The sequence below is a fragment of the Jeotgalibaca ciconiae genome (assembly GCF_003955755.1).
GTDB classification, from domain to species: Bacteria; Bacillota; Bacilli; order Lactobacillales; family Aerococcaceae; genus Jeotgalibaca; species Jeotgalibaca ciconiae.
Map to the genome: position 1 here is coordinate 1,303,797 of NZ_CP034465.1, position 21,672 is coordinate 1,325,468.

Below are 21,672 nucleotides of genomic sequence, written 5' to 3' on the forward strand. Positions count from 1 at the left end.
GAAGGAGGATTATGATGGAACAGTTTATTCTTTTTATGTCTAATAATCAAAAAATTGCTTTGCCCATTCATGTGGTTGAACGAATCATTGAATTCGATAAAGGAATCGCAATGCCGGATACTTCTGATTATTTAATGGGTTTACATCGCTACAATGAAGAAAATATTGTCTTAATTGATATGAATAGCCGCCTTTTTAATAAAACAATAGAAGCTACTGAAGACAGTAAAATTATTGTTGTAGATTGGAAAGACAAAAAAATAGGATTGGCAGTAGATCAAGTAACGACCGTTCAAAAATTTGAATCGGGCCAAGATAAAAAGCAGATGGATGATAATAAAACAAAATATATAGTAGAGACATTTCAATTACAAGAAGAGATTGTTCTTCACCTGGATGTTGAAAACCTATTTTCAGAAGAAGCTTCTAGAGAGATTATTACCGTTCTAGAAAAATGAAGGGGAGAGAGCCATGCAAGAGGAAGCAATTAAAGTGGGAATCGGTGATTATAAAGTAGCTAATTCTCCCCATTCATTAATTACCGTCGCATTAGGTTCATGCGTTGGGATTGCACTTTATGATCCCGTTTCAAAAGTTGGAGGACTTAGCCACATTATGCTTCCGGACAGTACTGCTTTTCGAGGAGAGAAAAAAGTAGAGAAGTTTGCTGATTTAGCCATACCTTCTTTAGTAGAAGAGCTGTTAAAAATTGGCGCATCTTCTAAATTAGAAGCAAAAATTGCGGGTGGCGCAAGTATGTTTAAGTTGAAAAATACCATCGCGAAAGAACAAATCGGACAACGAAATATTGCTGCAGTGAAGAAAGTACTTGCTGAAATGCAGATTCCGATTGTCGGTGAACATACTGGAGAAGATTATGGTAGAACGATGTGGCTGGATTTAGAGGACTTAACAGTTAGAATCCGAACAGCTCAACGTCAATATCTCAATTTATAGATGAGGAAGGATGAAAAGGGTGACTACACGTGTTTTAGTTGTAGATGATTCTGCATTCATGCGGAAAATATTGACGGAACAAATTTCTGCTGTTGAAGGTTTTGAAGTAATTGGAACTGCTCGAAGCGGTGAAGATGCGTTAAGAAAAATGGAACTTCTTCGACCAGATATTATGACATTAGACGTTGAAATGCCGGGAATGGACGGCTTACAAACCATAAAAAAAATTAGAGAAAAAAGCGATTTACCTGTTTTTATGTTGAGTTCCCTTCAAGGAAAAGAGATAACGATTGCTGCTTTAGAATCAGGAGCGACTGATTTTATTGAAAAGCCACGCAACCTTCTGCAAAATGCGGCAGATTTCCAAAGAGAGTTAGCCTATCATCTAAAATCAGTGGTTCAAAACGATGATGAAGTAACTCAATTAAAGGATAGTGAACCACGAGAGGTAGAAGATATGCTCAATCAAGACATGGAAGCGATTGTCATTGGAGCATCAACAGGCGGACCGAGAGCATTGATGCAGCTGATTCAAAAGTTACCACAATCACTGGCGATTCCTGTCTTTATTGTTCAACATATGCCGGAAGGATTTACAGCGTCCTTTGCCAAAAGATTAAACGATAGCGCAAAAGTACCGGTATTAGAGGCCAGACACCGTGAAAAAATAAAAGCAGGAACAGTTTATATTGCCCCCGGTAATTATCATATGCAGATACATGGAGACGAAATTATGTTGACGCAGACAGAAAAAAGAAACGGTGTCCGTCCAGCTGTTGATCATCTATTTGAATCAGCGGCGCTTCTATACAAAAATAATCTGTTATCAATTATCTTAACAGGAATGGGAAAAGACGGAACAAATGGAATGAAAGCAATCAAAAAAATGGGTGGCTTCTCAATAGCACAAGATAGAGAATCTTGTGTTGTATTTGGAATGCCAGGAAGTGCTATTAATGCAGGCGTTGTAGATGTATGTACGGATTTAACAGGGATTTCTGACATGATAAATAAAATTGCGAGGGTAAGGAAATGACATTGCGATTCGAGGAATTTTATGATTGGACAAAATCAGAATTAAATCTTCAATTAGATGGGTATAAACAAAAGCAGCTGCAGCGTCGAATTACAACCATCATGAAAAAAAGCGGCGCAAATGATTTAGCAAGCTACGCTGAAAAAATAATGGCGGATGCACAGGTGAAAAATGATTTCTTGGATTATATTACTATTAACGTGACAGAGTTTTTCCGTAATAAGGACATTTTCACAGAGTTTGAACACATTCTTACGCAGGAATTACCGCAAAAATTTCCGAATTTAAAAATATGGAGTGCGGCGTGTTCAACAGGGGCGGAAGCCTACTCTGTCGCAATTGCATTAAAAAAGAAAAATTTAGAGAAAAAAAGTAAGATTATTGGTACAGATATCGATCTGACAATTTTGCAAAAAGCACGCGAAGGAATTTATCGTGACGCGGATATTAAGAATGTCGATCAAACTGATCTACAGCGATTTTTTAAAGCGGAAGAACCATTTTATCATTTAAACAAAGACATTAAAGAATTAGTGAACTTTAAGCAACATGACTTAATTTTGGGGAAATACGAGAACGATTTTCAGGTTATTATTTGTCGAAACGTTACTATTTATTTTAATGATGAGATTAAAGACAATTTATATCGAAAGATGAGCGACGCACTTGTTCCAGGAGGGATTTTCTTTATTGGAGCGACAGAAACCATTTATAATCCTGCAAAGTATGGATTAAGAAAAGTCGGTTCCTTTCTGTATCAAAAGATTGAATAAAGGAACAAAGGAGGATGAGAAATGGATGATAATACTCAGTATTTAGAAATGTTTTTTGAAGAAACAGATGACCACTTACTGAAATTAAATGACTTGGTTTTAGACTTGGAACAAAGTCCAACCGATACAACAATCGTTGATGAAATTTTCCGTTCTGCCCATACTTTAAAAGGAATGGCAGCTACAATGGGATTTACAACTATGACAGAATTAACTCATAAACTGGAAAATGTGTTTTCTTATTTGAAAGATAAAAATAAATCTGCAAATGAAGAAATTATTTCTCTTGTTTTCAAAAGTTTGGATGCTTTAGCTGAAATCGTTGAAGATATTCGCAACAGTGAAGAAGAAAATCGTGATTATTCAGATATCACCGCAATGTGTGATCGAATTACAGCAGAAGGTTCTCAAGAAATGACACAAGTAGATGAGAAACCAGAAATTAATACCTTCCATTCAACTTTAGAGACGTTGGATGAATCAGATTGGGAAGTTGCAGAAGCTGCTGAAAAAGAGGGCTATAAAGCTTACGCAATAGCTGTAAAGATAGAAGAAGATAGTATGATGGCAAATGCTCGCGCCTTTTTAGTGATGAGTAAGCTAGAAGAATTTGGTGAAATTATTAAAACAGAACCTTCACCTGATATTTTGGAAGCAGAAGATTTCGAACATATTTTTAAATGTCTCTATCTTTCAGAATTAGAAAGTGAGGTAATTCTAGAAACAATTCACCTAGTGAGTGAAGTGGAAGCTGCTCTTGTTGAACCATTAAAAAAACAAGAAGCGACAAAATTAACAAATGAAGAAAAAATGGTTACTAAAAAGACAGTTACTGCATCTCACCATCCAAATCACTCCATTCGGGTTGACATTGAAAAATTAGATTCCTTTATGAATCTCGTGTCAGAATTAGTCGTTTATCGGACACAGCTAGAAGATATCAGTCAAAAAACAGCCAATAAAAAGCTAGAAGAGACGTTGTCCTATGTTTCTAGAATTACCAATGAATTGCAGAGCTTGGTAATAAACATACGAATGCAGCCTCTTCACACTGTAACGAATCGTTTTCCACGTTTAGTGCGGGATTTAAGTACAGATACCGGTAAACCGATGGAGTTAGTGATTGAAGGCGATGATACTGAATTAGATCGAACAATCGTATCAGAGCTAGGGGAGCCATTAATTCATCTGATTCGAAATAGCGCGGATCACGGAATTGAACCATCCGAACGCAGAATTGAATTAGGGAAAAATCCAAAAGGGACGATAAAAATCACGGCCTACCAAGAAGGAAATCGTGTATTGATCTCTGTATCTGATGATGGAAAAGGCTTGGATTCCCAAGCGATTAAGGCGAGTGCTGAAAGAAAAGGCTTATCTACAGAAGGTTTATCCAATCAACAGATTCAAGAACTTATTTTCCATCCAGGTTTCTCTACCAAGCAAGAAGTTACGAAAGTATCGGGACGTGGAGTGGGAATGGACGTTGTCAAAACGAAGATTCAAGAACTCGGCGGAACAATTGATATTGTCAGTGAGCCGAATAAAGGAAGCACCTTCCGTTTAAGCCTGCCATTGACCTTATCCATTATTCCAGCATTATTAGTCAAAGTTGAACGACATACCTTAGCTATTCCATTGAGTGTGATCAATAAAGTTGTTCGTATAAATAAAGATGCGATTAAACAAACCCATGATGGTGAAGTATTGATGGAAAATGATAAAGCGATACCTGTTATTCGGTTGGAAGAACAATTGGAGATGTTGAACGATGAGCAAGAAGCGAGTCATCTTGTTTTTGTAACGATTGAAGGAAAAACGTATGCATTAGCAGTAGATTCCATTATTCGCCAACAAGAAATTGTGATTCAAGAATTAGGATCAGAAATCAGTAACAATAATATATATTTGGGTGCAGCAATCATGGGGGATGGAAGTATTACCTTGATTCTTGATACCACAACAATTTGTTTAGAAAGGAACCGGTTGACAAATGACTGAGAAATATACCGCAAACCAGTTAGATATTTTGAAAGAAGTTATTAATATTGGCGGCGGAAACGCTGCAACAAGTCTTTCAAAATTATTAGATAAAAAGGTCAACATGAAAGTTCCAACGATTCAAGAAATGAGTTATGATGTCGTTTTCGAAAAAATCATGCCGGCTGATACGATTGTAAAAGCCGTTCAGATTCAAACTTCAGGAGACATGGCAGGAATGTTTTTATTCGTTTTGAATGAATTTGGTTTCAATGATATTACGACAGAACTTCTTCGAGGTTATGAAGAAAGCCAAGAGATAGCAGAGTCAGCTGTTTGTGAGTTGGTTAATATTCTTGTTAATAATTTTGTTAATGCAATTGCGAAATTTTTAGAATTAGATATTCAAACGGATGTTCCATACATTATGGAAGATATGTTTGGATCGTTATTAACAAGTGCTTATTTGGAAGAGTTCCAGTATGATGAAAATCTATGGGTTTTTAAAAATGAATATTGGATTGAGGATAATAAATGGGAATCATCTCTTTATTTTGTTCCTCAAGATGAAATATTAGAAAATATAATTTCAAAGATAAAATAGTAAAAGGGGTATTTAAAAATGGCGAAAAATATTTTAATTGTAGACGATGCAGCATTCATGAGAATGAAATTGAAAGATATTTTAGAGAAAAATGGTTATACAGTAGTGGGTGAAGCACAAAACGGAATAGAAGCAGTTGATTTATATAAAGAAGTTAAACCAGACTTAGTAACAATGGATATTACCATGCCAGAAATGGATGGGATTGAATCGCTAAAACAAATCAAAGCCTTTGATTCGAATGCAAAAGTCATTATGTGTAGCGCAATGGGACAACAAGGAATGGTTATGGAAGCAATAAAAATGGGAGCCATCGATTTTATTGTAAAACCGTTCGATACAGCTCGAGTGATTAAGTCATTAAGTAAAGTTACTATTTAATTGGAGGGATACATTTGCAACTTGTGATAATTTCTCTAAAAGATAAATTATACGCCGTTCAATCAAGTGAAGTGGATGAAATTACTGGGCCGCAAAAATGGACAGAAGTCCCTAAAGCCCCACAATGGGTACTTGGATTAATTAATCTTCGTGGAAACATTCTTTCACTAATCGATTTTGACAAATTTCTGAACAATCACGGAAATACTCAACAAGAAGAGAAATTGTGCTACAATAATACCGTTATTATAAAAAGCGGTAAAAGAAAAGTAGCCTTGGCATTAGGAGACGTGGAAGAAGTGGTTGATGTAGATGAAAGTCACATTCAATTAATGGATGAACAAGTCAACGATGCAGTTGAAGGAGTATTGTTAAGAAACGATCGTGTTATAAATCTTATCAATTTACCGACTTTATTTTCTGAAAATGAGGGGTAAACGTGAATCCAGTCTTGTCACAAGAAGAAATCGATGCGCTGATGGAAGGTATGAAGACCGGTCAAATTAATGTAGCCGAGATAGAAGAAAAAGAGCAACCAAAAGTAAAAAGCTATGATTTTAGAAGACCGATACGCCTTTCTAAGGAATATGTGTCTACTTTAAACATGGTTTTTGAAGAATATGCAAAAACCGCTGGTAATTTGTTAACGACGCAACTACGCTCCAACGTTTCGTTGGAATTAAAATCTATCGAACAAGTCAGTTTTGATGAGTTTTTACATTCAGTTCCTCGTTTTACAATGATGGGAATGTTTCATGCTGACCCGCAACCGGGAATCCAAATTGTTGAATTAAATCCTCAAATTTGTTTCCAATTGATAGAAATACTTTGTGGAAGTTCAGAAGAAAGAGTCTTCTCAGAAGAAGTCACCAAAGATTATTTTACAGAAATCGAACTAGCTATTTTGGAAGATGTTATTCGTCAATTTGGAGTTGCTTTTCAAAATGCTTGGCGTGACATCGTTCCTCTTGAAGTGAATATGGATTCAATGGAACATAATTCGCAAATGATACAAGCCATTTCTCCTAATGAACCAGTTACGTTAATTACTTTCGTAATTGAAATGATGGGAAACTCTTCTTTTATGAATTTATGTATTCCTTATGTTTTCTTTGAAACATTGTTAGATAAATTAAGTCTCCGTAATTGGTTTCATTCAGGAAAAGGTACAGATGCCTCTGATCAAGATCAGTTAACGAAAAACATTCAAGGTGTTCGTTTAGATTTAGAAGTAACACTAGGAAAAACACAAATTAGTCTGGATAATTTTCTTCAATTAGAGTTAGGAGATATTATTCCGCTTGAAGAAAAAATAAATGATCCGCTTGTTCTTTCGATTGAAAAGCAGCCATATTATTTAGTAAAACCGGGCATAATAGAGAATAAAATGGCAGTAGAAGTGCTAGAGGATATAGGAGGAAATCAAGAAGAATGAGCGATTCAGCGTTAACACAAGAAGAAATCGATAAAATGATGGCAAGTTTGTCATCTGCTCCGGAAGAACCGGCTGAAGAATTGAGCCAAATGGATAAAGATATCATTGGCGAAGTTGGAAATATTTCTATGTCACAAGCTGCCACTACTTTATCTGAAATATTGGGATATAAGGTCCGTATTACAACGCCTCGGGTAAAATCTACCAATATGAAGAGTATCTTAGCAGAATCAGATAGACCAAAAGTTATTACTTCCATTGAATTTAAAAAAGGAATTACTGGCAATAACATGTTGATGCTAGATGTGAGTGATTCTGGGAAAATTGCCAACTTAATGATGGGTGGCGATGGCCTGGTTCAATCAGAGACTTTGACGGAGATTGAAATGAGTGCCGTAGCCGAAGCGATGAATCAAATGATCGGTTCAGCGTCTACAGCGATGGCAACCATGTTTGGAAGAACTGTTGATATTTTTCCTCCAGAAGTGTCTTTATGGGATGAAAAAAATACTGTTTCGATTGATGAAAATCAATTAGATATTTCAGTTTGTGAGATTTCATTTGAACTGGAAGTTGAATCGATTCTCAAGAGTACGATTATGCAGGTATTCACACTTGATGCAGTGCGGGATATGACACGTCTAATGTTGGAAGATGAAGCTACTGTTATCGAGGAAGTAACTGTACAAGAATCCCAAGTAGTCGTACAAGCACCAGAAGCGGAAGAAGAAAAAGTTTCGGTTAAAAAGCCTGAATTTCAAATGTTGGAAGATTCCGATGTAAAACATCGCCCGAAAAACCTAGATTTGATTATGGATGTTCCGTTAGAATTGAGCGTCATGTTGGGACAAAGCAAGAAGACTATAAGGGATATCTTGTCGCTAGGTACCGGTTCAGTCGTTGAATTGGATAAAATGACAGAAGAGCCATTAAGTATTTATGTAAATGGGAAAATGATTGCGGAAGGCGAAGTTGTTGTGATTAACGAGAACTTCGGTATTCGAATTACAAATATATTAAGTAAAGAAAGCCGTATAAATAATTTATGATGGTGAAAGCATGCTGGGAGATATTTCCTGCGTGCTTTTTATTATATTTTTGTTTATATTCAGAAGAGCTTGCTAATGGAATTGTTTTTCTAATAAAATAGAAAAAACTATTAAATTTAATTAAAGTGTTCCGATATAATAAAAGAGCGGGGATTTTATCCTCAAAATGTAGAGAAGTATATAAAAAAGGAGGCTCTTCAAAATGAAAATTACTAATGGTCACCAACATTATTTAAGGAATGTTCGTAACACACAAAACTTATCTGCTGAGAGCCAAAAGCAATCGATTAAAAAAACAAGCAATCAAGAATATGTATCTGTCGAAATTTCAGACGAAGCCAAAAAACTATCCGAAGCGAAGATGAGCATTGCTTCCACTGAAAAGATAGAGGCAATTAAAAAAGCGATTCAAGACGGCAGTTATCAAGTATCTGCTGAAAAGATAGCAAACGGAATCGTTGATACAATGGCTGCACAGAAAAAAGGTAATCGATAATGGCAGATAAAAATATTGCTTTTTTAGAAGATTTTATTACGTTATTAGAAACAGAAAAAGCAGCTTTAATGAACAACGACAGTAAAGAAATCTCGAAAATAATAGAAGAAAAAAAAGTTTTTGTAGAAGTATTTCCAACAATCGATTTTAGTAAGGAAGACCGCAAAAAAGTGGAACAGGCTGTAGCTGAAATACAGGAACTACAAAAAACGAATCTTTTGCTAACGAAACAAAGCATTCGATTCATTGAAAGTGTAATGGATGCTTTTAACGATGGGGTAAAAAAAGCAAACAAAACATATTCTAAGGATGGACATCATACAGGCGCGTCACAAGCAAACTTGTTGAACCAGTCGTTATAGGAGGAAGACCATGTCAGGATTATTTGGAACATTAAATATAGGTACGAAGGGTATGGCTGCCTCTCAGACAGCACTGCAAACAACGAGTCATAATTTAGCGAATATGAATACCATTGGTTACACACGCCAACGCGTAAATTTTGAGGCAGCAAATCCTTATACATTAAGTGGAGTAGGACAAATTGGAACTGGTGTCAAACTGTCTGGAGTTGTCCGGGTAATTGACGACTACGTTACAAAACAGATTCAACAAGAAAATTCTTCACTTAATCGATATGGACAAAAAGCAGATACACTCGGAAAACTGGAAATGATTTTTAATGAACCATCAGAAACAGGACTGAGCAGCAGCTTTAGCCGTTTTTATTCCTCATGGAATTACCTCGGTTCTAACCCTGAATTACCGACTGCAAAAACAATGGTGAGTCAAGAGGCACAAAGCTTAGCTGATACATTAACACATATGTCGAATCAAATTGAAAATGTTCAAACAGATACTAGTTATGCCATTGAAAAAGATGTGTTGGATTTTAATAATAAAGTGGAACAGTTGCACACATTGAATCAACAGATTTTCAATGTAACCGTAAAAGGTGATACTCCAAATGACTTACTAGACCAACGTGATCGCTTAACAACAGAATTAGCAGGAATTGCAGATGTTGAATTAAGCTATGATTCATTCCAACGTGTCCAAGTGAAATTGGACGGTCATGAAATGCTGGGTGAAAACAGTGTTCAAAAATTAGCAATGGTTTCTGATCACGATGTGGATGGAAATATGGTTATCACGGATGGATCGGGCAAAACAGTTCAACAAACGGGGAACTTTGCCATTGGTCAAGTAGTTATTGCTTCGGAAGATGGAACTTACTCTTCAGTTTCTGTAGAAAACGGCAGTATCAAAGGTTCTCAAGAAGCGTTGGAAATCGTAAATGACAAAATGAAAGAATTGAATCAAATGGTCTATTCTTTCGCAACTGCAGTAAACCAAATCCACAGTAATGATGGAGAAGGAATTCCATTTTTTGAAGTGTCGCAAACGGATAGTGCAAAAAGCTTAAAAGTAAACGCTGAAATTATGGCTGACTCATCTAAAATCAATGCGGGAAAGTCAATAGAGAATTCTGCATCGGGAGATGGTTCAAGAGCTACAGCGATTTCTGCTTTAGCAACTGCAAAAATTAATTATTTCAGCGATGCCTTTAGCGCCGAATACAATGAAGATACCATGAGCTTTACCGCTCAAGCAGGCGGCTCTACAACAGCTGGTGCTTATAACGATATGGTAACGAGTATGGGAATCATGAAAGAACAAGCTGATAATATGACTGCCAGTCAGGCGGAAGTATTAACCTTTTTAGAAAATAGAAGAGGTTCTATTTCTGGCGTTTCAATGAATGAAGAAGTCGTAGATATGATGAAATTCAGCAGTGCATTCCAAGCGAACGCTCGAATTATTTCTGTAGTGGATGAGATGCTGGATACATTGATTAATCGAACAGGAGTGTAATGATGCGGATCACAGATAGTATGATGACATCGAGCTATTTAAGAAATTTGTCTCGAAACCAACAAAACGTCCAAAAATATCAAAATCAACTTTCTTCCATGAAAGAAGTATCAAAACCTTCTGATAACCCGTTACTCGTTTCAGAAATTATGAACTTAAAAACAAGTATTACGCAAAATGAGCAATATCAAACAACGATTGAAGACGCAATCAGCTGGACAAGCATGCAAGATTCAGCATTAAGCAATGCATCTAATTCATTAATGCGTATTAAAACGCTTGTTCAGTCGGCAGCGAATGACACGATGAGTGAAGAAGGCCGTACGGCAGTAAAAGCAGAAATTGAAACAGAAATTGCTACATTTGTGGATGCTTTGAATACAGAATTTGGCGGTCGCCACATTTTTGGCGGAACTGAAACAACGACTGTACCATTTGTCATTGAAAAAGATGCAGATGGCAAGATGACTGGAATCAGTTATCAGGGAACAGATGAAAACATTAGCCGCGAGATTGCGTCTGGCGTTACAGTCCAAATTCCATCAAGTGGGGGCGGATTGTTGAATGAACAAGCAGATGGAACGAATTTAGGTTCGTTATTGTCAGATGTTCTACAAGGCTTGGATAATAATAATGCGGATGCTATGAGAGACAGCCTTGGAAAGCTTGATAAAGAGATTGATAACGTGGTAACCAGCCGTACAGAAATTGGAGCAGTTACGAATCGTATGAAGTCAGCTCTAGCACGAAATGAAAGCCAAGAGCTAGGTTTAAGTGAAATGCTATCTTCCAAAGAGGATATTGATTTTGCTGAAAAATATATGCAATTTAATATGGAGTTTGTCGCTTACCAAGCTTCTCTGCAAATGGGAACAAGAGTATTGCAAACGACTATTTTGGACTACCTGTAAAAAGGTGGTCTTTTTTTTTGTTTTTTATCTGGTGTAGGGGCTTCAAATGAAATTTCTTTCGATATGGACGGGTTTAGGGAATCGGCTGAATCTTGTAGTCTTCAAGCTTTCAAGTCTAGGACAAAGAGCAAGTGCTAAAACACTAATATTTTGTAGTTCCTAGTGAATTCTTGTTTATGGTTATAAGCAATCCTTATTCCTTCAAAAAATCCAACGATGCAGTTGTATGCATCCACTAACAATTAAAATTATAGAATCAATGATAAAAAAAGTTGATAGTATTACAAAAAAAATGACAAAAGTACTTAACAAAGTTTATCTGCAGCCGATAATTAAAATAGAGGCAAGGCCTTAACAAAATAGTAAAAATTAGGAGGAAACAAACAATGAGAATTAACACAAATATTTCAGCAATGAATACATACTCACGTCTAACATCAGCTAATGCATCAAAATCTGGTTCATTAGCAAAATTATCATCAGGTCTACGCATCAACAAAGCGGGGGATGACGCAGCAGGTTTAGCAATCTCAGAAAAAATGAAAAACCAAGTATCAGGGTTGACTCAAGCAACTCGTAACGCACAAGATGGTATTTCATTAATTCAAACAGCAGAAGGCGCATTGAAAGAAACACACACAATTTTAAATCGTATGCGTGATTTGACATTACAAGCTAAAAACGGTACAAACACAACAGAAGATCGTGATGCAATTCAAAAAGAAATGGATTCATTAACAGCAGAAATCGACCGTATTGCTGGAGATACTGAATTTAATAAGCAAGAATTGTTAAATGGTGGCGACGCAGGTAAATCATTTACATTCCAAATTGGCGCAAATGCAGGTCAAGAAATCAATGTATCTATCAAGGATATGAGTACATCAGGCTTGTTTGGTGTAGACAAAGGTGCATTAAATACAGCTAAAGAGGAACTTGCTACTGCAGAAAAAGCATTAGCTGATGATGATGGATTAGATGAAGGTATAACTGAAGGCTTAGAAACAACTTTAGAAGCTGCCAAAGCAAAAGTTGATGGATTTAATCCAGCTAACGTTAGTGCAGAAGATGCAGATGCAACTTCATTCGATGCAGTATTGACGAAAATTGATGATGCAATTAGTTCAGTATCATCACAACGTGCAGACCTAGGTGCAGTACAAAATCGTCTAGACCACACAATCTCAAACCTATCAACAACTAAAGAAAACTTGTCAGAAGCTAATTCACGTATCGTAGACGTTGACATGGCAGAAGAAATGATGAGCTTTACGAAATCAAACATCTTGTCACAAGCAGCAACAGCAATGTTGGCACAAGCTAACCAAATGCCACAAGGTGTATTGCAACTATTACAATAAGCTTCATTTTATTCTTATTCAAATGTTTCATAACCGGAGAGTCGACTGGGTCGGCTCTCGGTTTCTATTAATGACATTGGAGGTGTAGTGTATGGATATACATGGAATAAATCGAATCGTCTTTGATACCAATAACCACGATCGCGTAGAAATAATTAATAAAATCAGGAATATTACTGAAGTAAGCAAAGGTGATTACAAGGAGAATCTTATTTCAGATACTGAATTAAAAAACATCGTGGAAGAAGCAAATGGATATGTGTTGGGTTTAAACGTGAACTTTCAAGTATTGACGCATGAAGGTACAAATCGTACGATTGTTCAGATGCGTGATTTGGTGACAGATGAAGTGATTAAGGAATACCCGCCAAGTGAAATGTTGGATGTTATCGCTAAAATTTGGGAACAAGCGGGTATTTTGATCGACAGAACGGAGTGAGGGCATGGCATCAAGTATTAATTTCATGGGATCTTATTCAGGGATTACCATGGAAACGATCGAACAACTGCTTCAAGCAGAATCAACTAAAATAACTTCTTATCAGAATAAACAGACGTCTATTGAAAAAGAACAGACTGCATGGAAAGATATACAAACACGTCTGACAAGCTTATCAAATAAAATGACAGCAATCGCAAAGCCAGAGACATTTGAATCGAAGAAGGTAGTTCTTTCTAAAGAAGGAAAGCTTACTTTTTCAGCTGGAACAAAAGCAATCGTTGGAGATTATTCGATAGAGGTAGAACGGCTTGCAACACGCACACAAGTGACGGGAAATAAATTAACTCTAGACGACAAGAAAACTTGGCAGACAGAAGGAACGCTTATATTCCCTGGCCAAAATGAAGATGGTGAACCAGAATCAATTGAGATAAAGATTGACGCTGGAGATAATTTAGAAAAGATTATCAATAAAATTAACGAAAAAACAAAAGATAGTGGCGTTTCTGCAGTTGCGATTGATGACCGGATCGTTCTACAAAACACAGCTTATGGAAACCATGCGATTGATGTAGAAGGCAGTCTAGCTGAAGAATTCGGCTTTAACGATCCTGGAAACATAAAAGCTGGACAATCAGCAAAATTAACTGTAAATGGCATCAATATTGAACGGGACAGCAATCAAATTACCGATGTTATGGATGGTGTAACCCTCGATTTAAAAGCTGTCACAACAGAACCAATCAAAGTAGAAGTTACGGATGACTTAGAGTTTACTGAAAAAGCAATTAAAGAATTTGTAGATCAATACAATTCTACGATGTCATTTATCAGTGGATTGTTGGACGTGGGCGATCCATCACAAGAAGACAATAAGACAGGTGCTTTAACAGGAGATAGCAGCTTGATGCGTCTGCAAACACAGTTACGTTCCCTGTTAACCAATGCGATAGATAATGGGAACACGGGAGCCAATACAGTTGAATCGATTGGAATTGAAGTAGATCGGGATGGTGTAGCTACACTGGATGCTCAAAAACTTCAAGAAGCCTTAAAAAAAGACAGCAATAAAGTCCGTGAATTATTTCAATTTACACAAACATCAGTTAATGAAGCTGGTGAGACGGTAGAAGAAGATATTGGAATTGGACAAAAATTCGAAACGCTCATTAACAGCTTTACAGATTCAAAAGATGGAATTATCGCTACAAAGAATAAAACGTACGATAAGTTAATCAAAGATATTAAAGGAAGTATTGAAAAATTCAATGATCGTTTAGCAGTAAAGCGTGAGCAATACATTGCCAAGTTTACGGCACTGGATATTGCGATGATGGAAGCAGAATCGCAACTAAGTTATATGATGAGCCAGTTCAATAATAATTCAGGTTCAAATAATGGATAAACAATAAAAAGGGAGGCTAACCATGCAAGAAAATCAAGAATTTAAAAAGAATCGTTTCTCTTTATTTGAGGAAATGAACACTGTTCTCGATTCTTGGAATGGAACTCCCGAAACCGGTCCAGAAATCATTTCGCAAATGAAAACTCTTATTCATGAAGTACAGCAATTGCAAGAGCTGCCTCTTACATTAGAAGAAGAGCAGCTATTGAGAGAGATTTATAAGAAAGAAACACGAATCGTAGCGGTAATGGAAGTAGCAAAAGAGGAGATTGCGCAAGAATTGAGAGGCATGAATAAGAACAAGGCCATCGTCCAAAATTATGTCTATCCGCAAAAAACGCCTACTTTTGTGAATCAAGAGCTATGAAACTGGATCAGCGTAAAGAAGGAGTAATGAAATGTACAACAAGCAAGCAAAAAATATTTACCAACAAAATCAAATTTTAACAGCATCTCCTAAAAAGTTAGTTACACTTCTTTATGAAGGTAGTTTGAAAAACTTAAGAATCGCTGAATTGAGTCTGGAAAAAGGTGATTATCAAAAAGTCAATGAATCCTTGATTAAACATCAAGACATTTTAGGAGAACTTCAAAGAACACTTAATTTAGAAGAGGGCGGAGAAATCGCTCAGGATCTAGATGCACTGTATAGCTTTTTGACAAATGAAGCTTTACAAGCAAATGTTCAAAAAGATGTCACAAAAATAAAGAATTCTCAAAAACTTATCGAAGAATTACGGGATACTTGGAACCAAATTTAACGCTATTTTGTGTTGCCACAAGAGTGTTTGTCGATCTTTTTTTAGATCGGTGAACGCTTTTATTTCATTTTATATAGATAAATTTTAACATATATGTTAATAAAACTTTATTCACTAAATTTACATGCTTCGTGTAAAATGTATAACGTAGGTTAATTAATGTTTAATGAAGAACATAAGTCATTAAGGAAAATACAGCTATATCACTAATTTTTCTAAAAATAAACTTATGTTTTTTAGTTTTTTATCAAAAATCAATATACTTATTTCATTATGTTATACATTTTAAATAGTTTTTGCATAGAGAAAGAAGGTTTTCAAGAAATGGAGAATATGAATCTTGCTTTGTTAAAAAAATCGCTGGATGTAGTCGGCATGCGCCAGGAATTAATCGCAAGTAATATTTCAAACGTCAATACACCTAACTACAAAGCAAACAAACTAGAGTTTGAAAGACTCTTGGAGCAAGCAAAAGAAGGAAGCTCTTTAAAGGTTACCCATGCTTCTCATTTGGGTGGAGCGAATGAGTTAACGGAGATTAATCCGATTTTGAGTAAAAATACTGGAACGGCTGTTAAAGAAAATGGGAACAATATTGATATCGATATGGAAATGGTGAATCAAACGCAAAATAATCTTCAATACCAAGCACTTACTGCTCAGTTAAATGCACAATATGCACGATTAAACACAGTAATCAATGGATAATAAGGACTTATATAAGAGAAAGGAGTAGAAGGATATGACTATTTTTAATTCATTGAATATTAGTGCCAGTGGTTTGAGTTTAGAACGCTTGAAACTAGACACGATTTCGACCAATATTGCGAATGTGAATACCACCCGTACGGAAGAAGGCGGACCTTATCAAAAGAAGGAAGTAGTTTTTGAAGAAGCCTTTAAGCAAAGCAACCAGAGTTTAAATATTGGAATAAGCAGAAAAAGTTTTGGAGTTCGGGCGACTGGACTAGTGGAAGATGATACAGAAATTCGTGAGTATGATCCGGAACATCCTGACGCGGATGAAGAGGGATATGTATTGCAGTCAAACGTGAACATGGCTGACGAAATGATTAATTTAATGACAACAATCCGTGCTTATGAAGCAAATGCTACCTCTCTTGAAGCAGGGAAAGACATGTTGAAGCAAGCATTAACCATTTCAGCGAAATAATCTCGAATGATTTGAAAGGAGAAATCGATTTTGAATATTGAAGCATACACCAATGTAATAAATAAAGTAAATACTTTGGATTCCATGAGTATACCGAATACAACCGAAGTAAAAAATGATGAATTTTCTTCTATATTTAATGATGCACTGAATAGTTTTACGACATCTCAACAACTGAGTGACCAAGCAGTGGAGTCTCTTGTTGTTGGAGATGACGTTGCGCTGCATAATATTATGATCCAAACAACGGAGGCTCAATTGTCCTTGGAACTAGCCATCCAAGTACGAAATAAATGCTTAGAAGCATACAATGATATTAAAAATATGCAATTCTAACTGTATGAGCAATTAGAGAAAAGGAGATACTACAAGAAAAATGGATGTTGTAAAAAATATAGGGGATTCAATGAAATCGGGATGGAACAGCTTATCTCGAGGGAAACGCATTGGACTTGTAAGTGTTTCTGTTCTTACTTTAATCATTGGATTAGTGGTTTATTTTGCATCACAAAGAGTTGAATATGCACTGCTGTTTAGTGGTATGGAAGAAGCTGATTCAGGCAATATCGTGAATGATTTAGAAGCAAAAAAGATTCCTTACCGTTTGGAAGATAATGGAACAAGCATTTATATCGATAAAGATTATGTAGATAAATATCGGATCGAATTAGCGGTGAATGATATGCTGCCAAGTAATTCAATCGGATTTGAGATATTTGATAATTCCGGGATGATGGATACAGATAAGGACCGTGAAATTAAAAAGCAACGTGCAATTCAAGGCGAGTTGGAACGGGCAATTAGTGCATTAGAAGGAATCGATAGTGCCAAAGTGATTCTTTCTTTTCCTGAGAATAGCGTGTTTACTAGACCGGAAGAGTTAGAACAAGCGACTGCTTCCATCATGCTCGTTAAGAGCGGTAGTAGAGAATTACCTATTTCCTCCATTCAAGGAATTGCTTCACTTGCTTCAGGGGCCGTTGATAATCTGCCTATGGAAAATGTAAGCATTATTGATGAAAATGGAAGCTTACTAAGTGCCTTCCTTCAAGAAGATGGCGGTTCGTTATTTGCTTCTGATGAAGCATCTCGTAATCGTGAAATTGAGAAAAATTACGCAAAAGAACTTGAGCAAAAAGTAATGACTACCTTGGCCCCGATTTATGGTGTAGAAAATCTATCAGTATCCGTTAATGTCAAAATGAATTTTGATGTGGGCGAAGAAGAAACTATTTTATATGGACAAGAAGCGGTCGACACCGATGAAGAAATCGACAGTAAAGTAAGAAGTGAAATCGTGAATGCGGCAGGCGGAGAAATTACTACCGAGGAATTGAATGAAAATGAATTAGCAATTAATAGTGTTGTTGAAGGAGAGGCCGGTAATGCTGCTTCTTATAACAGCACCAAAAACTATGAATTGGATCAAAAGAAGACTCGTACCGTTTTTGAAACCGGCCGAGTAGAAGAAATTTCTGCTTCAGTGCTGTTTAATACAGGCATACCGGGATTAAATGAAGGGCAAGTGAGAGATACAGTCAAAAATATTATTGGGGCTCCCGATGCAAATAATATTCAAGTATTTTCCACAAACTTCCATAAACAAACAGGTGTAACAGAAAACGGGCTGCCGGATGATTCCAATACAGTTGAAGGTCTATGGGCGAAATACCAGTTGTATATTATTGCGGGTATGGCTTTGATTCTGTTTACACTCATTATTTCCGTTATTGTTAGTGGAAATCGCCGTAGAAAAGCTAATGAAGAAGAGTTTGAAGCTCTTTTAGCAGAAGAAAAGCAAGAAGCAACACGTGATATTGAACTAGAAACGAAAAATATGTTAAAAGAAAAAATTCAAAATGAAAAACTTGAAAAAGAATCAACAGCTTACCAGCAAGCAAAAGACAGTCCGGAAATAGTAGCGGATTTAATAAAAATGTGGATGAAGGATGAGTAAGGTAATGGAAGATGTGTCTGGAATTAGAAAAGCGGCAATCCTTTTAATCTCTCTCGGTGCAGAAACTTCAGCCGAAATACTACGACTTTTACCGGAAAGCTATATCCAAAAAGTAAGTTATGAGATTGCCAACATTGATTATGTGAATCCAACAGAGCGAGAAGAAATACTAAATGAATTTTTAGAAATGTCTCAAGCCCGCCAGTATGTCATAGATGGCGGTGTTGATTATGCCCGTGAAATTCTGAATCGGGCATTGGGCGCACAACGAGCAAAAGAAGTCATTGATTTATTGAATCAAATTCAATTACGTGAGCGTCCTTTCAATATTGCCAGGAAAGCTGATCCCATGCAGCTGAAAAATTTATTATTAAGTGAACAGCCTCAGACAGTTGCATTAGTATTGTGCTACATGCAGCCAGATAAAGCTGCGCAAATTTTAGCACAATTTCCTTTAGAACTGCAAACAGAGATTGCAGAGCGAATTGGTACGATTACCAGTACTTCTCCTGCAGTTATTGAAAAAATCGAAAAAGTAATTGAAAATAAATTCTCTTCTTATGTAGAGAATGACACTGAAACAGTTGGTGGAGTTCATGCGCTGGTAGAAATTTTGAATTCCGTAGGCAGAAGTACGGAGAAAAATATTATTCAAGTGTTGGAAGAAAGACAGCCTGAGTTGGCAGATGAAGTGAAGGCGAACTTGTTTACCTTTGAAGATATCATTGCTCTGCACGCATCCGATGTTCAAAAAGTCTTACGTCACGTTGATAATGATGATTTAATGTTGGCATTGAAAGGTGTGTCAGATGAAATCCGCAATTTCGTCTTCCAAAATATGTCTTCTCGTGCAGTAGAAACAATCAAAGAAGATATGCAATTTATGGGACCTGCTCGACTATCCGCAGTAGAAGAAGCACAACAAAAAATTGTGGCGATTATTCGAACCTTGGATGAATCGGGTGAGATTTATATAAGAAGAGGTGATCAAGATGCCATCATTTCATAGAATTATTAAGGCAGGTAATTCGTCGGCACCTATTGAACATGCGCCGGTGACAACGACTTGGCAGCCGAAAATACAAGCTGCTCGAGCAGAGGAAAAAAATCCTGTTAAAGAGGCTTACCAGGCAGAACGCCAACAAATAGAAGCCATTATGGAAGAAACAAGAGCAGAGAAACAAGCAGTTTTATCTGCTGCGAAAGCCGAAGCAGAAGAATTGAAAGCAAAGGCTGAAACAGAAGGTTATCAAATTGGCGAAAAAAAAGGTGTTCAAGAAGGATTCCGGTCAGGCTATCAAAAAGGGCTGGAATCGGCCATAGAAGAAGCGAAAGAAGTAAAAGAGAACGCAAATCAAATCCTTGCAGAAGCAGAGAAACAAGTAGCGTTGTTTTATGAAGAGAAGAAAAAAGAAATGATTGAACTGGCAGCACAGATGGCTGAAAAAATTATCCATGAAAAAATTGATAGCTCTGATGAGAAGCTGATTGCATTAATTGCGCCCATTCTAAGTCGAATGGAACAAAAAGATACCTTTATCACGATCACTGTCAATCCTGAGTTACAGGAAGCGATGAAGAAAAATCTTGGAAAATTAGAAACGGAATACCCACTTTTCCGTTTTGTTGTTTTAGCGGATGTAACCTTAGAAAAAAATGGGTGTGTGATTGAAAGTTCTCATGCCATTGTTGATTTACAAATAAAGCAGCAATTAGAAGCAATGGTTGCCGATTTGAAAGAGTTGTAGGTGAAAAAAATGTTCCAGATTCCTTTTGATTGCTATCAAAAGCAACTAAAAAAGAAAAATTACTTTCAAACAAAAGGAAAAGTTTCGGAAGTCACAGGATTAATCATTAAAGTAGAAGGACTAGAGGCTTTTATCGGAGAAGTTTGCGAAATTTTTTTGAAAGCTACTGAAAAAATCGTCCTCAGTGAAGTTGTGGGTTTTGTAGAACAGACCGTTTTACTCATGCCGCTAGATAATCTGGATGGGATTGGGCCAGGTTGTCTTGTAAGGCCAACTGGAAAAACACTTCAGGTGGAAGTTTCTGATGAATTATTAGGGACAACCATTGATGGACTGGGCAGACCCATGTCTCATAATAGGCAGATAAATGGCAGGCTTCAGGAAGTAAATGGCGAGGCTCCCGATCCCTTTAAGCGGAATAAAATAGAAACGGTTATTCCAACCGGGATAAAAGCGATCGATGGTGCTTTGACGATCGGAGAAGGACAGCGGGTCGGTATTTTTGCCGGTAGTGGGGTTGGAAAGAGTACCTTGCTTGGTATGATTGCACGATATTGTGAAGCCGATGTCATTGTCATCGGCTTGATTGGTGAGCGTGGGCGAGAGGTGCTTGAGTTTATTGAAAATGATTTGGGCGAAGAAGGGTACAAGAAGTCGGTTGTTGTTTGTGCAACATCTGATTCGCCGCCGCTGGTTCGTTTAAAAGGCTCTTTTACAGCAACAGCAATTGCTGAATACTTCCGCGATCAAGGGAAAAAAGTGGTCTTGATGATGGACTCTGTTACTCGTGTTGCGATGGCGCAACGTGAAATCGGTTTGGCAACTGGGGAGCCACCAACGACGAAAGGCTACACACCTTCTGTTTTCACCACCTTGCCTCGTTTATTAGAACGAAGCGGTATGTCGGATAAAGGCTCTATTACCGCTTTTTACACGGTATTGGTAGAAGGGGATGACATGAACGAACCCATTGCAGATACAGTTCGAGGGATTTTGGATGGTCATATCATCCTTTCCCGGAAGATTGCTTCCGAGAATCAATACCCTGCCATTGACATTCAAAATAGTATCAGTCGTTTGATGAAAGAGATTGTGAGTGACGAACATTATCAAGCAGCCGGAAAACTAAAAGAAAATATGGCTGTATATGCTGAGTCAAAAGACTTGATTGATGTAGGAGCTTACCAAAAAGGGTCGAATCCTTCTGTAGATCGAGCAATTCAATTGCACCATCCAATCAAGACTTTTTTAAAACAGCAAGTAGAAGAACCGTTTCGTTTTTCTGAAACCCTGCAATTTTTAACAAAGACATTAGCTTAGAAAACAG

26 protein-coding genes are annotated in these 21,672 nt (G+C 36.9%); all 26 read left to right on the forward strand.

Going from position 1 to position 21,672, the window contains the following annotated elements:
* Window positions 1-14: 14 nt before the first annotated feature.
* The 26 genes from EJN90_RS06125 to fliI all read left to right on the forward strand — a co-directional run bounded on the left by EJN90_RS06125 (window position 15) and on the right by fliI (window position 21,665).
* Complete coding sequence (locus EJN90_RS06125) at window positions 15-458, forward strand: chemotaxis protein CheW (protein WP_164544020.1); 444 nt, start codon at window positions 15-17, stop codon at window positions 456-458.
* A 13-nt stretch (window positions 459-471) separates the two neighbouring features.
* Complete coding sequence (locus EJN90_RS06130; protein WP_126109481.1) at window positions 472-957, forward strand: chemotaxis protein CheD; 486 nt, start codon at window positions 472-474, stop codon at window positions 955-957.
* 19 nt (window positions 958-976) lie between these two features.
* A complete protein-coding gene (locus EJN90_RS06135) occupies window positions 977-1,993 on the forward strand; it encodes a protein-glutamate methylesterase/protein-glutamine glutaminase (protein WP_126109483.1) in 1,017 nt (338 codons plus the stop codon).
* Window positions 1,990-2,766 carry a CheR family methyltransferase gene (locus EJN90_RS06140; RefSeq protein WP_126109485.1) on the forward strand — a complete coding sequence of 259 codons (777 nt, stop codon included), beginning with the start codon at window positions 1,990-1,992 and terminating at the stop codon, window positions 2,764-2,766. The genes EJN90_RS06135 and EJN90_RS06140 overlap by 4 nt, the downstream gene beginning before the upstream one ends.
* Window positions 2,767-2,787: 21 nt before the next feature.
* Complete coding sequence (locus EJN90_RS06145; protein ID WP_126109487.1) at window positions 2,788-4,767, forward strand: chemotaxis protein CheA; 1,980 nt, start codon at window positions 2,788-2,790, stop codon at window positions 4,765-4,767.
* Window positions 4,760-5,350: a chemotaxis protein CheC gene (locus EJN90_RS06150; protein WP_126109489.1), complete on the forward strand. Its 591-nt coding sequence runs from the start codon at window positions 4,760-4,762 to the stop codon at window positions 5,348-5,350. Before EJN90_RS06145 ends, EJN90_RS06150 begins: the two co-directional genes overlap by 8 nt.
* An 18-nt stretch (window positions 5,351-5,368) precedes the next feature.
* Window positions 5,369-5,731, forward strand: a complete 363-nt coding sequence (locus EJN90_RS06155) for a response regulator (RefSeq protein WP_126109491.1) — start codon at window positions 5,369-5,371, stop codon at window positions 5,729-5,731.
* Between the two features lie 23 nt (window positions 5,732-5,754).
* Window positions 5,755-6,168: a chemotaxis protein CheW gene (locus EJN90_RS06160; protein WP_227872609.1), complete on the forward strand. Its 414-nt coding sequence runs from the start codon at window positions 5,755-5,757 to the stop codon at window positions 6,166-6,168.
* A gap of 2 nt (window positions 6,169-6,170) precedes the next feature.
* Entirely contained in the window at window positions 6,171-7,166 is a 996-nt protein-coding gene (gene fliM / locus EJN90_RS06165) for a flagellar motor switch protein FliM (RefSeq protein WP_126109495.1), read from the forward strand.
* A complete protein-coding gene (fliY, locus tag EJN90_RS06170; protein ID WP_126109497.1) occupies window positions 7,163-8,215 on the forward strand; it encodes a flagellar motor switch phosphatase FliY in 1,053 nt (350 codons plus the stop codon). Before fliM ends, fliY begins: the two co-directional genes overlap by 4 nt.
* 202 nt (window positions 8,216-8,417) lie before the next feature.
* Complete coding sequence (gene flgM / locus EJN90_RS06175; RefSeq protein ID WP_126109499.1) at window positions 8,418-8,711, forward strand: flagellar biosynthesis anti-sigma factor FlgM; 294 nt, start codon at window positions 8,418-8,420, stop codon at window positions 8,709-8,711.
* A complete protein-coding gene (locus EJN90_RS06180) occupies window positions 8,711-9,073 on the forward strand; it encodes a flagellar export chaperone FlgN (protein WP_126109501.1) in 363 nt (120 codons plus the stop codon). Before flgM ends, EJN90_RS06180 begins: the two co-directional genes overlap by 1 nt.
* A 10-nt stretch (window positions 9,074-9,083) precedes the next feature.
* Entirely contained in the window at window positions 9,084-10,586 is a 1,503-nt protein-coding gene (gene flgK / locus EJN90_RS06185) for a flagellar hook-associated protein FlgK (protein WP_126109503.1), read from the forward strand.
* 2 nt (window positions 10,587-10,588) lie between these two features.
* Window positions 10,589-11,497, forward strand: coding sequence for a flagellar hook-associated protein FlgL (gene flgL / locus EJN90_RS06190; RefSeq protein WP_126109505.1), 909 nt, complete (start codon window positions 10,589-10,591; stop codon window positions 11,495-11,497).
* A gap of 386 nt (window positions 11,498-11,883) precedes the next feature.
* Window positions 11,884-12,858: a flagellin N-terminal helical domain-containing protein gene (locus EJN90_RS06195; RefSeq protein ID WP_126109508.1), complete on the forward strand. Its 975-nt coding sequence runs from the start codon at window positions 11,884-11,886 to the stop codon at window positions 12,856-12,858.
* A 91-nt stretch (window positions 12,859-12,949) separates the two neighbouring features.
* On the forward strand, window positions 12,950-13,297 hold the full coding sequence (locus tag EJN90_RS06200) for a flagellar protein FlaG (RefSeq protein WP_126109510.1): 348 nt from the start codon (window positions 12,950-12,952) through the stop codon (window positions 13,295-13,297).
* 4 nt (window positions 13,298-13,301) lie between these two features.
* A complete protein-coding gene (gene fliD / locus EJN90_RS06205) occupies window positions 13,302-14,705 on the forward strand; it encodes a flagellar filament capping protein FliD (protein ID WP_126109512.1) in 1,404 nt (467 codons plus the stop codon).
* Window positions 14,706-14,727: 22 nt separating this feature from the next.
* Window positions 14,728-15,072 carry a hypothetical protein gene (locus tag EJN90_RS06210; protein WP_126109514.1) on the forward strand — a complete coding sequence of 115 codons (345 nt, stop codon included), beginning with the start codon at window positions 14,728-14,730 and terminating at the stop codon, window positions 15,070-15,072.
* Between the two features lie 31 nt (window positions 15,073-15,103).
* Window positions 15,104-15,466 (forward strand): flagellar export chaperone FliS, encoded by a 363-nt coding sequence (gene fliS, locus EJN90_RS06215; protein WP_126109516.1) that lies wholly within the window; start codon window positions 15,104-15,106, stop codon window positions 15,464-15,466.
* Window positions 15,467-15,790: 324 nt separating this feature from the next.
* Complete coding sequence (flgB, locus tag EJN90_RS06220; RefSeq protein ID WP_126109518.1) at window positions 15,791-16,174, forward strand: flagellar basal body rod protein FlgB; 384 nt, start codon at window positions 15,791-15,793, stop codon at window positions 16,172-16,174.
* A gap of 34 nt (window positions 16,175-16,208) precedes the next feature.
* Entirely contained in the window at window positions 16,209-16,640 is a 432-nt protein-coding gene (flgC, locus tag EJN90_RS06225; protein WP_126109520.1) for a flagellar basal body rod protein FlgC, read from the forward strand.
* Window positions 16,641-16,670: 30 nt separating this feature from the next.
* Window positions 16,671-16,976 carry a flagellar hook-basal body complex protein FliE gene (gene fliE, locus EJN90_RS06230; RefSeq protein WP_174919272.1) on the forward strand — a complete coding sequence of 102 codons (306 nt, stop codon included), beginning with the start codon at window positions 16,671-16,673 and terminating at the stop codon, window positions 16,974-16,976.
* A 40-nt stretch (window positions 16,977-17,016) separates the two neighbouring features.
* The gene (gene fliF / locus EJN90_RS06235; protein ID WP_126109524.1) at window positions 17,017-18,597 is read left to right on the forward strand and encodes a flagellar basal-body MS-ring/collar protein FliF; all 1,581 of its coding nucleotides are present in this window, start codon (window positions 17,017-17,019) and stop codon (window positions 18,595-18,597) included.
* Window positions 18,598-18,601: 4 nt separating this feature from the next.
* Complete coding sequence (gene fliG / locus EJN90_RS06240) at window positions 18,602-19,606, forward strand: flagellar motor switch protein FliG (protein WP_126112326.1); 1,005 nt, start codon at window positions 18,602-18,604, stop codon at window positions 19,604-19,606.
* Entirely contained in the window at window positions 19,590-20,345 is a 756-nt protein-coding gene (locus EJN90_RS06245; protein ID WP_126109527.1) for a FliH/SctL family protein, read from the forward strand. The genes fliG and EJN90_RS06245 overlap by 17 nt, the downstream gene beginning before the upstream one ends.
* 9 nt (window positions 20,346-20,354) lie before the next feature.
* Complete coding sequence (gene fliI, locus EJN90_RS06250) at window positions 20,355-21,665, forward strand: flagellar protein export ATPase FliI (protein WP_126112328.1); 1,311 nt, start codon at window positions 20,355-20,357, stop codon at window positions 21,663-21,665.
* The last annotated feature ends 7 nt before the right edge of the window (window positions 21,666-21,672 follow it).